Below are 13,041 nucleotides of genomic sequence, written 5' to 3'. Positions count from 1 at the left end.
AATTAAAATATGCCATAAAACATGATACTTAGGATATGACTAAATATATTATGGAAGAGATTTAATAGAGATTGATTTTATAACAGCTTTGCTATAGGTGAAATCAATAATGAAAATTTATAACTACAATTAAGTATTGATAGCAAATAGTTTTATTTAATTCTTTAGCATATTGAAATTAAATTACTTTTGTATTTGGAAGTTAATGTTTGTGACTAGCTTATTTATTGAAATTAAACTTATATACTTTAGTATGGTGATAATGAATGAATCAAATATCTATTTTGACTATTGTTATTCTGTACTTTTATTAAAATATAGTATTTCTTGAGGTCTTAGTACATTTCCTAAGGTTAAGAAGATTAATGACAATACAACTAAAAAAGCCAATTAAATCATGTGGGGGAGTTATGAAAGATAGAAAAGAATTTTTACTAAAGTTATTTTTATTTATAATAATGATAGACAGAATATACTTACCTAGTTATGCAAGAACAGGAGAATACAACAATATAATTTTTCCAATGATAGCTTTATCTATAGGGTGGTATGCTTTTTATAGAATAAAAGTTTTTAGTATAAAGAAATTATCTGTTGTATACTTAATTATATTGGGTATGATAATAAATTACACTTTCTTAGGTGGAGATATTAAGGAATTGATTAGGTATATATTGGTTATTTTAATTTCTTTATTTCTTTTGGAAATAGAAGAAATTAACTTAAGAAAATATTTTATAGCTACAATAATACTAGGAACTTTATTTAGTACATATGATTTTTTTATGAATATAGATAGAAGTACGGGGTTTTTAAGAACTAGTCCAACGATATATTCACTTATAATTTTAATTGCAATTGTATATTTTTTATATGCTGGAAAATGTAAAATTTTTGAGAAAGTATTATGTGGATTAGGGGTATTTGCAATTTTTACTACAGGAAGTAGGTCTACTCTTATAGCTGCAATTATATTTATAGTAGCAAAATTTATTATGGGAATGAGGGTGAAAAATAACAAATTGATAATTAAGTGGATTATTTCAGTTTTATCAATTATTTTACTCGTATTAATCTTTAGTTTTTCTGAAATTAATATTACTAATTATAAAATAAGAGAGAATGCCAATCAGAGTAATGAAACAAGATTTGGATTTATAATGAAAGTATTTGATAAAATGAATAACGATAAAATTAGTTATATAGTAGGGTTAGGACCGGGAGCTAGTTATAATATAATTGATAGCAATAAAGGTGTTAAAGTACCTATTCACCAAGATATAATATCAATTTTATGTGACTTTGGAATAATAGGAATAGTGTTTTTATATATTTTATTATCAATTGGTAAGTATAAGCTGACATGGCAAGGAAAAATTTTATTAATAGTTGGGAGTTTTCACAATCTCATTTTTTACCCAATTGGAATAATACTAATATATTTAACATCAATATCAATAAGAAAAAATATAAGTAAGTAGGTGAAAGAGATGAAAGTATGTTTAGTTGGATCGAGTGGAGGTCATTTAGCACATTTAATTGAAATAAAAGAAGCATTTGAAAATGAGGAAAGATTTTGGGTTACTTTTGATAAGGAAGATGCTAATTCGGCATTGGTTAATGAAAAGTTATATTATTGTTATTATCCAACAAATCGAAATATAAAGAATCTTATTAAAAATACCTTTTTAGCAATTAAACTCTTATATAAGGAAAGACCAAACTTAATAGTGTCTAGTGGAGCAGCTCCAGCAATTCCATTTTTTTATGTAGGAAAATTATTTGGAGCAAAATTAATATATATAGAAGTTTATGATAGAATAGAAAAGGCAACAATTACTGGGAAATGTATATATCCAATAGCAGATAAGTTCATAGTGCAGTGGGAAGAACAAAAAAATATGTATCCAAAAGCAGAGTGTTGGGGGGGGATATTTTGATATTTGTAACTGTAGGAACTCATGAAGACCAATTTGATAGACTTCTTAAAGAAATTGATGAAATTGCGCAAGATAGGTATTTAGCTGATAAAATTCATGTGCAGATTGGATATTCTAAATATGAGTTGAAGAATTTACATGGTGAAAAGATGTATACATATAAAGAAATGGATTGTTTGTACAATGAAGCTAACATTATTATAACTCATGGCGGACCAGCCTCAATTTTCTCTGCTATTAGTAGGGGAAAAGTTCCCATAGTTGTTCCAAGAAATCCTGATTATGGTGAGCATGTAGATAACCACCAAATAAAATTTTGTGAATACATGGAAAAGAAGAAAAAGATTATAGCTGTTTATGATATAAAAGATTTAAAAAAGAAAATTTTAGAGTATGATAATCTTACTAAAGATTTTGATATTTCTAATTCTAATAATAAAAAGGAATTTATTAACAAATTGATGGGATATATGAAGCATATAAAAGCTAAATCTTAGATTATTAAATGGAGCGAACAAAATATATAATAAACAAATAAGTTACTTCAAGAAAGCATAGATAAGGTTAAAAGCTGACTTGTTAGATTATAAAAAATATGAATGGATGTGATTATTTGAACTTATTTAAAAGTATAAAAGAAGATCGAATAGGACCAGATATATTTTGGACACATTGGATGCTTAGGTTTAAATGGAGTCATAAACTAATAAGAAAAAAGATAGGAGAATTTCATGAATCAGTTGAGATAAGACCTTATTCCACTATAGTTGGTACTAAAAATGTTAAATTAGGTAAAAATGTTGTTATACGTTCAGGAACCCAGATTCACTGTAATTCAAATGATTCGGATGTAAAGATAATAGTAGAAGACGATGTATTAATAGCACCTAATGTATTTATTACAACCAATAATCATCTATATAAGAATATAGAAACTCCTATTATATTTCAAGGTGGAGAGTCTGATAGTATAATTATAAAGACCGGATCATGGATAGGTGTAAATTCAGTAATATTAAAAGGTACAATAATAGGAAAAAATTCAGTTGTAGCTGCAGGTAGTATTGTAACAAGGAGTGTACCAGATTACTCGCTAGTTGCTGGTGTACCTGCTAAAATAATAAAAAAATTTATTGATGGAGAGTGGAGAGATGTTAAATAATAAGACGATTTTAATAACAGGTGGAACAGGATCTTTTGGAAAGAAATTTACAGAAAGAATATTAAGTGAATATAATCCAAAGAAGATTATAATTTATTCTAGAGATGAATTTAAACAAGATTTAATGAAGAAAGAATTTATGCTTAAGTTTCCTGAAAAGATAGACAAGCTTAGATTTTTTATAGGGGATATAAGAGATAAAGATAGATTATATAGAGCTTTTGATGGAGTTGATTATGTTATACATGCTGCAGCTATGAAGCAGGTTCCAGCTTGTGAGTACAATCCTTTTGAAGCTATTAAGACAAATATAAATGGAGCACAATACATAGTAGATGCATGTATAGATAAAGGAGTTAAAAAATGTGTAGCTTTATCAACTGATAAAGCAGTTAATCCAATAAATCTATATGGTGGAACTAAATTGGTTTCAGATAAGTTATTTATTTCAGCTAATGCTTATTCAGGGGGAAAGGGGACTATATTTTCAGTAGTTAGATATGGTAATGTAGCTGGAAGTAGAGGGTCAGTTATTCCTTTCTTTAAATCAATAATAGAAGCAGGAAAAAAGGAATTACCTATAACAGATTTTAATATGACTAGATTTTGGATTACATTAGACGAAGGTGTAGATTTAGTATTTAAAGCATTAGAAGAATCTAAAGGTGGAGAAACTTATATTTCTAAAATACCATCATTTAAAATTACAGACCTAGCAAAAGCTATGTTAGATGATGTGGAAATGAAGGAAGTTGGAATTAGAGAAGGGGAAAAGTTACATGAAGTAATGGTAACAAAAGATGACTCAAGAACAACATATGAATATGAAAAACATTATATAGTATATCCACATTTTGATTGGTGGCATTTTGATAGTCATTTTACTCCAGGTGGAGAATTAATTAAATTTGGTTTTGAATATGATTCAGGTGCAAATACAGAATGGTTAACAGTTGAACAATTAAGAGAAGAAATGAAAAAATTGGGTTTATATGATTATATTAAATATAATAAATAGGGTTTAGGAGGAATAAATATGAGTAAACTAGCCATAGATGGTGGTTCGCCTGTAAGAGATACTTATTTAGCTTATGGAAGACAATATATAGATAATAAGGACATAGAAGTTGTAGTTGAACTTTTAAAAGGGGACTATTTAACTACAGGGCCAACGGTAAGTGAATTTGAAAATAAAGTTGCTAACTATGTAGGAGCTAAATACGGAGTTGCTGTTTCAAATGGAACAGCAGCATTACATATGGCTTGTCATGCTGCTGGAATTGGGCCTGGAGATGAAGTGTTGGTTCCAGCAATAACATTTGCAGCATCTTCAAACTGTGTTTTGTATTGTGGAGGGACTCCTATATTTGTAGATATAGATCCTAAAACATATAATATAGATGTAAATAAAATAGAAGATAAAATAACAGAGAAGACTAAAGCTATAATACCAGTAGATTTTTCTGGTCAAGCTGTAGATATGGATAAAATATTAGAAATTGCAGAAAAATATAATTTAATTGTTATTGAAGATGCTGCGCATGCTTTAGGAGGAGAATACAAAAATAGAAAAATAGGAACTAAAGCTCATATGACTGAGTTTAGTTTTCATCCTGTAAAACCTGTAACAACTGCAGAGGGCGGAATAATTGTTACAAATGATAAAGATTTATATGAAAAAATGATTTTATTTAGAAGTCACGGTATTACAAGGAATAAAAATTTAATGAGTGACTATCATGGACCATGGTATTATGAACAAATTGATTTAGGGTACAATTATAGGCTAACTGACTTACAATGTGCTTTAGGCATAAGTCAAATGGATAAAATAGATTCATTTATAAAAAGAAGAAGAGAAATAGTTGCTTTATATAATGAAGCATTTAAAAAGTTAGAGGAAATAAATATTCCTTTTGAAGAAGAATTTTCAAATTCAGGATGGCATATCTATGTAATAACATTAAACTTAGATAAATTAAAAGTTGGAAGAAAAGAAGTATTTGAAGCTCTGCAAAAAGAAAATATAGGAGTAAATGTACATTATTTACCTGTTTATTTACATCCATACTATACTAAACTAGGATATGAAAAAGGTTTATGTCCTGCAGCAGAAGATATCTACAATAGAATGATTACTATTCCACTATTTCCAGCAATGACTGATAGAGATGTAGAAGATGTTATATCTGCAATCAAAAAAGTAATTAATAATTATAAAATTTAAATGGAGATAAATCTATGATTAAACTAGTAAACTCATTTTTAACTGAGCATGATAAAGAAAAAGTTAATAATTTTTTAGAAGATTATAATAATATGGATCCTATAAGAGAATTGAAAAATAAGATAAAGCAAATTTTTCAAATTAATAATTGCTATCCAGTAAATAGTGGTTCATCCGCTCTTCACATTGCTTTAATGGCTATTGGAGTTAAAAAAAATGATGAAGTTATATGTACAACGCACACATGTGTAGCTATTTTAAATGCAATAAAATATGTAGGTGCAAATGTTATATTAGTTGATTGTAAATATGATGTAAATAAAATGGATTATAATATTAAATTAAATGATATAAAGAAAAAAATAACTAGCAAAACAAAAGCGTTAATTATTCCACATATGTTTGGAGTTGCATGTGAAATAGAAGAAATTAAAAATATAGGGATACCAATTATAGAGGATATAACATTATCAGTAGGAGCTAGGTTTAGTGATAGTAGTCTAATTGGTACAAAAGGTGATATAACGGTTTCTTCTTTTCATAGAACTAAAGTAATTTCAGCTGATGTAGGTGGAATTATATGGTCTAATAATCAAAAGTATGAAAAAAATATTTGTGATATTTTGGATTATGATGGGATGTATAGTTTACAATACAAACAAACATACAATTACGTAATGGGAGATATTAACGCGGTTTTAGCAGCGTCACAAATTGATCAATTAGAAAAATTTATTTCAATAAGAAGAAAAAATGCAGATATACTTAATATGGAGTTAAGAGATATTAAGTATATTAATATACCTGATATAAATAAAAATAATATTTATTTTAGATATATTATAGAAATTAATAATGAAATGACTTCAGAGTATATAGTTAATGAAGGGATAAAAAAGGGTATTCAATTTGGGAGAGGTGTATTTCCAGCCTTACATAATGTCTTAGGTTTGGATAATAGTAATTTTGTTAACTCTGAAAGAGCACAGAAAAAATTATTAAGTATTCCTGTTTATCCTGGATTAAGCAAAAGTGATTTAATATATATATGTGATACATTAAAGAATATATTAAGGAGTTAATAATAATGAAGAAAGTGTGTATAATTCAGGCGAGATTAGGCTCAAGTAGGCTACCAAATAAAGTTTTAAAGAAAATAAATGAAAAAACAATTTTGGATATAGTATATGAAAGAGTGGAAAAGTCACTAGATGTATTAGATGAAATTATTTTTGCAATACCAGATGGTGATAAAGATATTGAGCTAGAAAAGTATTTGATTGAAAAAAAATATAAATATTATAAAGGTAGTGAATTAGATGTACTAGAAAGATATTATAAATGTGCATTAAAATTCAATGCGGATTTTATAGTAAGAGTAACATGTGATTGCCCTATTGTTGATTATTATACAATTTCAGATATAGTAAGAGAAGCAGTTAACTCTAATTGTGATTATATTATAAAAGAAGATATGCCAATTGGGGTTACTTCAGAAGGTTTTACCTTTAAAGCACTAGAAAAGGCTTATAAAGAAGCAAAGGAAGATTATCAAAGAGAACATGTAATTTCATATTTTCTAGATAATAGTGAATTTAATAATGTATTTATTAAGGCTGAAGGAATTCTAAATAGACCAGATTATAGATTTACATTAGATACTGAAGAAGACTTTACATTAATAAAAGAGATATATAGTGAATTTAACAATGATTTTTTAATTGATATTTCAAAGGTAATAGGTTTTATAGATAATAATAATGAATTATTGTTTATAAATAATAAAATAAAACAAAAAACGTATAAAGATTATTTATAAAAGAATAGAGGAGTTTATATGAGTATTAAAAAAACTTATATTATAGCAGAAGCAGGTTCAAACCATGATGGAAATTATGAACAAGCTTTAAAATTAATAGATATTGCTGTCGAAGCTGGTGCTGATGCAGTAAAGTTTCAAATATTTAAAGCTAGCAAATTATATCATAAAAAATCAGGGAAAATAGAGTTTATGGGTAGTGAGTTGGAGCTATATGATTTTTTAAAAAGCATGGAGGTACCTTTAGATTGGATTCCTAAGTTAAATGAATACTGTAAAGAAAAGAATATTGATTTTTTATTTAGTATTTTTGATTTGGAATTAATAAATCAAATAAAAAAGTACGATATTAAGGCAATAAAAATAGCGTCTCCAGAATTAAATTATGTTCAATTATTTGAGGAATGTGCGAAATTAAATAAGAAAATTATTTTTTCTACTGGAATTAGCAAATTAAGTGATATTGAATTAGCTGTAGAAACTATAAGTAAATATCATGATGATTTTGTTATATTACATTGTATAACTTCATATCCTGCAAGTATAGATCAGTGTAATTTAAATATTATTAGAACTTTAAAAAGTGCTTTTAATAAAGAAGTCGGCTTATCTGATCATACTATGGACTATAACTATGTTCCAAGTTTAGCAGTTGCTTTAGGGGCAACAGTTATTGAAAAACATTTCACTCTAAGTAGAACTTTAAATGGAGCTGATCATAAATTTGCATTAGAGCCTAATGAATTGAAAACCATGGTAAGTAATATAAGAAAAGTAGAGAAAATGTCAGAACAAGAGAAAGAAAGCTATATTATTTCTGTTCCGAACTACAGAACTATACTAGGTAGTAGTGTAAAAAAAATACAAAAGGAAGAGGAAATATTATACTCATGTGATAGAAGAAGTATAATAACAGTAAAAGATATGAAAAAAGGTGACATAATCTGTAAAGATAATATAGAAGTATTAAGAGCGGAAAGAAATATTAAACCAGGATTAGAACCTAAATTTTTAGATGTAATAATTGGAAAGAAAGTTAATAAAGATTTAGAGGATGGAATAGGAATAACATGGAATGATGTCTTATATGAATAATAAGATAGTTTTTTTAGTAAATGGAAGTAAAGATATAGGGATGGGACATATAAGTAGATGTATGCCTATTGCAAAGGAATTAGAAAAGTATATAGATATTGAGTTTTGGTCTATAATTAATGAAGAGTTAAGGAAATATTATTTAGAAAATAGTATTTCCTTCAAATTCTTCAACTCTAAAAAGGAATTATTAGAAAATATGAAATACATTAACTTTAAATATATATTTACGGATTCATATGATTTAATTGAAAGTGACTATGAATATATAAAAAGTTTAAATAAAAATTTATTTTCTATAATTGATTTTAAAGGTAATTATAAATATTGTGATATATTGATTAGTCCTAATCTATGCTTTACAGAGGATGATTTTATTTGTGATGCAGATTGCATAAAGTTAGTTGGTAATAAATACATCTTACTAAAGAATAATGTTATAAATGTAAAAAATAAATTTTTAAGTAATAATAATTATATTACTGTAACTTTAGGTGGTAGTGATATATATAGTAAAACGGAATTAATATTAGATTACATTTATGAATGGATAATTAGAAATAATTATAAAGTAAATGTGATTATTGGTCCATATTTTAAACAAATAAATTCTATTAAAATGAAGTGTTGTGAATATGGATATAAATATATAGAAAATTGCTATGATATAGCTCCAATAATATCAGAAAGTAAAATAGCTATTATCTCAGGTGGTGTGACGTTACATGAGTGCTTATATCTTAATACGGTTCCAGTTGTATATGTTCAAGCCGACAATCAGATAGAGGAAGTAAAATTTCTAAGGAATAAAAATAGGATAATTTATGCTGGAATGATTAATGAAAAACTAGAATTCAATGAATTTAATCTAGTTAAAAAACTAGATGATGCTAAAGGTTTTACAGTTGAAGAGGGCTATATAGATGAATATGGCAAAAAAAGAATTGTAAGGGAAATATTAAAGTTTATAAATGATAGGGATGAGGTTTATTGAAAAAAAGTAGAATGATGATTTTAGGGGCTGGAGAATTTCAGATTCCAATAATAAAAAAGTGTACTGAGATGGGAATTGAAAGTTATGTTGTAGATTATAATCCTGAAGCTGAAGGGTTTAAATATGCTACCAAAAAGATAGTTGTAAGTACCATTGATAAAGAAAAAGTTCTTGAAGCATTTATTGAATATAACTGTAATTCTATTATAACTACTTCAGATTATCCGGTTAGATCAGTTGCATATGTATGTGAAAAGCAAAAAGTTATTGGACCTTGCTTAGACTCTGCAATTATATCAACAGATAAGTACTTATTAAGAGAAAAGCTGAAAGAGAATAATTTACCGTGCCCATTGTACTATATTATAGAGAAAGATGAGGATATTAGAAATTTTAATAGTGAATTAAAATTTCCAGTGATTATTAAACCAGTTGACTCTTCAGCTAGCAGAGGAGTAACTAAAATAAATAATTATGAAGAGCTTTATTATTATTATTATAAATCTTTAAATTATAGCAAAAGTGGAAAGGTTATAATAGAAGAATATATTGATGGAAAAGAATTTAGCGTTGAATGTTTAATACAAAATGAAGAAATAAATATAATTGCTATTACAGAAAAAACTGTGGACGGTTATCCTTACTTTGTTGAATCTAGGCATAGGATTCCAGCAAATATAGATTTAAGTGAAAAGAATATTATAGAAGAAACAGTAAAAAAAGCTATTAAATCAATTTCGTTAGATAATAGTGCTGCTCATGTGGAAGTCAAATTAAGAGATTCTCAAGCTTATATTATAGAGGTAGGTCCTAGGTTAGGTGGAGATTATATTACATCAGATTTAGTACCATTAGCAACTAATGTAGATATGTTAAAAAATATTATATTAATAGCTGAAGGAAAACCGATAGATGTTAGAAATATAAGTAATAACTATTCTGCAATACAATTTATAACTAAAAATAATTATGAAAAATATAAGTTAAATAAAGATTCTATATTATCTAGTAATATGGTAGTTGATTTTAAAATGAATGAAAATAATATCACTAATAAATTAGAAAGCTCTTTTGATAGATATGGGCATATTATACTAAAATCTAATAATAAAGAAGATATAGATAAGATTCTAGGTATATTTGATTAGGAGAGATTATATGTATTTTGGAAAAAAAGTAGTTTTAAGAGAATTTAGAGAAGAAGATATAAAGATTGCGACTAGTTTTATAAATGATTATGATATAGCCACAATGCTAACAAAACAAGCTATTATTCCAATCAGTAAAGAAGCAGAGGAGCAATCTATTAGAAACAGAAGTAAATTAAATGATAATAGAATTGATTTTGCTATTGAATCAATCGAAGAAGAAAAATATATTGGTAATTGTAGTATTGTAAATATAGACTATAAAAATAGTAATTGCGTAATCGGGATAAAAATAGGTAGCAAAGATGATTGGGGTAAGGGATATGGTACTGATGCAATAAATGTGTTGCTTAAATTTATATTCTTTGAATTAAATATTAATAAAGTTAAACTTACTGTTTATGAATATAATGAAAGAGCTATAAATACCTATATAAAATCTGGATTTAATGTAGAAGGTAGATTGATAAAAGAGATTTATAGAAATGGAAAGTACTACGATGAGATATTATTAGCAATTTTTAAAGAAAATTTTAAGCAATAAGGAATATTAAAGTTATGAAATTTAAAAATTTAAAAGGGAATAAATTAGCACGTATTTTTCAGTATTCATTAATTAAATACTTAGCATTGGCTTTTGCTTTTTTAAAGGGGCTAATTAATGCAAAGTTTTTAGGACCTGAATTGTTGGGGATATTAGGAAATTTAACTTTGGTATTAGGTTATACTTCATATGCTAATTTAGGAATAATTTATTCAATGAACAGAGAGTATGTATTAGAAGAGGAGAAATCTATTGACAAAGGTGAACGAGTTCTCAATACTACTTTTACTTCTTTATTCATTATTTCCATATTATTTATTATTCTAAGTATATTGTCTATTTTAATATATAGAAATACCTTTGGTATATATTTAGCATTGATATTTATTATTGCTATATTTGAGCAATTTAAAAACTATTTTACTAATTATTTTAGACTAATAGATAATTATAATATGATAAATTTAGTAGAAGTTATATATAATATAATATCATTTATATTAACTTTTATACTTATAAATGATTTTAAAATTTATGGTGTATTAATTTCAATGTTGATATGTGGGATAATTATTTTAATTCTTGGTATAGTTAAATCAAGAAATATTAAACTTAAAATAGAAAAGAGAATTTTAAAGAATTTAATTTCTATTGGTATCCCTCTTTTGATATATAATTTAGGATTTTATATACTAACAACAATTGATAGATGGATTATAATAAAATACTTTACTGATGCTGATTTAGGATATTACACATTTGCTAATAATATGGTAAGTGCTACATTAGTATTTATAACATCGATGCTATTCTTACTTTATCCAAAATTAATTAAGAATTTCAATGAAGAAAAAAATAGAAATATATTGATAATATTAAATAGATATACTAGATTATTAGAAATTGCTTGTGCCATATTTTTTACTGTGGGAGTAGTTATTTTTAAGCCTTTTATAGATATTTTTCTTGATAAATATGTGGGAAGTATTGAAATATATATGTTATTGTTACTTGCTGTTATAGTTAATACTCTATCTTATTTTGCAAATTGTTATATTGTATCTAATAGAAAGCAAAAATTTTTAGTTTACTTGCAGGGGATGTCAATACTAGTAAATTTAATATGCAATATTATTTTTGTAAAACTGGGATTAGGAGTAAAAGGTGTAGCTTTAGGAACCTTAATTACAAATACTATATACTCAATTATGCAATATAATATTTTTATTAAATTAGCTAAGGGGAAATCCGATGTTACAAGTGCTATTAGATTATATATAAGAATAATTTTATATTCTATTTTTATATCAGTTATGATGATTACGGGGGTAAGTTATATTATTTATAGCATTAGTACTATTTTATTGACTATAGTATTATACATTGGTGAATTGAAAAATATAAAAAGTCATATTAATTTAATAAAGAACAGTATATAAAATAATAATTAAATGAATTAATCTCAGTAACTTCAAGAAGTTTGCTAGGATTATCTATTTTTACTTTAATAATTAAAATAGATATAATTAATATATTAAAATTGGTAGATAATTGAAAATTAAAGATTTATATAAAAATATCCTAGTGAAGCTTAAATAGGCTTTGCTAGGATATTTTGATTACATTATTCTAAAACTTCAATACTATCTAGAACAAAGTTAAAGTCTTTAGCAGAAGTATTCTTAGTATTAGTAATCTCAATAGTAACTGTATGATTGCCAGGGACAAGATCATTTTTATCTAAAATTAATGCTTTAGCAATTGCCGAAGGAGAGTAAGTATCTATAGAGTAAGTTTCGTTATCAATAGTTACTTTAGCAATACCACATATATATGCTTTATAGGAATATAGTTTAATTCCAGTACCGTTAAATTGGAATGTAATAGTGTCACCAATTTTATTAGAAAGCATAGCTGAACCACCAGAATAGCTAGGACTATTTTGATTATTCCAAGAACCTTTATAGGAAATATTAATGTTATCTTGCTCATACTTACCAGGTTCAATGATTTCAACAGTAGTTTTTTCATTAATAACTTCAATACTATCTAGAACAAAGTTAAAGTCTTTAGCAGAAGTATTCTTAGTATTAGTAATCTCAATAGTAACTG

Annotated in this window: 13 protein-coding genes and 1 pseudogene; 13 read left to right on the top strand and 1 reads right to left on the bottom strand. The window is 25.9% G+C overall.

The annotated features are described in order from the left end of the window. Positions 1 to 410 precede the first annotated feature (410 nt). The 13 genes from H9660_RS10925 (at position 411) to H9660_RS10865 (ending at position 12,368) form a co-directional block, all read left to right on the top strand. Positions 411 to 1,481 (top strand): O-antigen polymerase, encoded by a 1,071-nt coding sequence (locus H9660_RS10925; RefSeq protein WP_191750413.1) that lies wholly within the window; start codon positions 411 to 413, stop codon positions 1,479 to 1,481. Between the two features lie 9 nt (positions 1,482 to 1,490). Then, positions 1,491 to 1,940, top strand: coding sequence for a PssD/Cps14F family polysaccharide biosynthesis glycosyltransferase (gene pssD, locus H9660_RS10920; protein WP_191750412.1), 450 nt, complete (start codon positions 1,491 to 1,493; stop codon positions 1,938 to 1,940). Continuing rightward, positions 1,937 to 2,437: a PssE/Cps14G family polysaccharide biosynthesis glycosyltransferase gene (gene pssE, locus H9660_RS10915; RefSeq protein ID WP_191750411.1), complete on the top strand. Its 501-nt coding sequence runs from the start codon at positions 1,937 to 1,939 to the stop codon at positions 2,435 to 2,437. Before pssD ends, pssE begins: the two co-directional genes overlap by 4 nt. Positions 2,438 to 2,553: 116 nt before the next feature. Further along, positions 2,554 to 3,102, top strand: a complete 549-nt coding sequence (locus tag H9660_RS10910; RefSeq protein WP_191750410.1) for an acyltransferase — start codon at positions 2,554 to 2,556, stop codon at positions 3,100 to 3,102. Continuing rightward, positions 3,092 to 4,120, top strand: a complete 1,029-nt coding sequence (pseB, locus tag H9660_RS10905) for a UDP-N-acetylglucosamine 4,6-dehydratase (inverting) (RefSeq protein WP_191750409.1) — start codon at positions 3,092 to 3,094, stop codon at positions 4,118 to 4,120. Before H9660_RS10910 ends, pseB begins: the two co-directional genes overlap by 11 nt. A gap of 18 nt (positions 4,121 to 4,138) precedes the next feature. Beyond that, a complete protein-coding gene (pseC, locus tag H9660_RS10900; protein WP_191750408.1) occupies positions 4,139 to 5,329 on the top strand; it encodes a UDP-4-amino-4,6-dideoxy-N-acetyl-beta-L-altrosamine transaminase in 1,191 nt (396 codons plus the stop codon). 14 nt (positions 5,330 to 5,343) lie between these two features. Continuing rightward, positions 5,344 to 6,411: a DegT/DnrJ/EryC1/StrS family aminotransferase gene (locus tag H9660_RS10895; RefSeq protein WP_191750407.1), complete on the top strand. Its 1,068-nt coding sequence runs from the start codon at positions 5,344 to 5,346 to the stop codon at positions 6,409 to 6,411. A gap of 5 nt (positions 6,412 to 6,416) precedes the next feature. Then, positions 6,417 to 7,148, top strand: a complete 732-nt coding sequence (locus H9660_RS10890; RefSeq protein ID WP_191750406.1) for a cytidylyltransferase domain-containing protein — start codon at positions 6,417 to 6,419, stop codon at positions 7,146 to 7,148. 18 nt (positions 7,149 to 7,166) lie between these two features. Then, the gene (locus tag H9660_RS10885) at positions 7,167 to 8,243 is read left to right on the top strand and encodes an N-acetylneuraminate synthase family protein (RefSeq protein WP_191750405.1); all 1,077 of its coding nucleotides are present in this window, start codon (positions 7,167 to 7,169) and stop codon (positions 8,241 to 8,243) included. Then, complete coding sequence (locus tag H9660_RS10880) at positions 8,236 to 9,237, top strand: hypothetical protein (RefSeq protein WP_191750404.1); 1,002 nt, start codon at positions 8,236 to 8,238, stop codon at positions 9,235 to 9,237. The genes H9660_RS10885 and H9660_RS10880 overlap by 8 nt, the downstream gene beginning before the upstream one ends. Then, complete coding sequence (locus H9660_RS10875) at positions 9,234 to 10,385, top strand: ATP-grasp domain-containing protein (RefSeq protein ID WP_191750403.1); 1,152 nt, start codon at positions 9,234 to 9,236, stop codon at positions 10,383 to 10,385. The genes H9660_RS10880 and H9660_RS10875 overlap by 4 nt, the downstream gene beginning before the upstream one ends. Positions 10,386 to 10,395: 10 nt before the next feature. Beyond that, positions 10,396 to 10,929: a GNAT family N-acetyltransferase gene (locus H9660_RS10870; RefSeq protein ID WP_191750402.1), complete on the top strand. Its 534-nt coding sequence runs from the start codon at positions 10,396 to 10,398 to the stop codon at positions 10,927 to 10,929. A gap of 14 nt (positions 10,930 to 10,943) precedes the next feature. Next, the gene (locus H9660_RS10865) at positions 10,944 to 12,368 is read left to right on the top strand and encodes a lipopolysaccharide biosynthesis protein (protein ID WP_191750401.1); all 1,425 of its coding nucleotides are present in this window, start codon (positions 10,944 to 10,946) and stop codon (positions 12,366 to 12,368) included. 185 nt (positions 12,369 to 12,553) lie between these two features. On the opposite strand, the pseudogene H9660_RS10860 reads toward H9660_RS10865, so the two are convergent. After that, positions 12,554 to 13,041 (bottom strand): annotated as a pseudogene (locus H9660_RS10860) (DUF1533 domain-containing protein); the annotation flags it as partial.

This window comes from Clostridium gallinarum (assembly GCF_014836325.1).
In the GTDB taxonomy this organism is placed as follows: domain Bacteria; phylum Bacillota; class Clostridia; order Clostridiales; family Clostridiaceae; genus Clostridium; species Clostridium gallinarum.
This window is presented reverse-complemented; position numbering and strand designations above follow the sequence as displayed.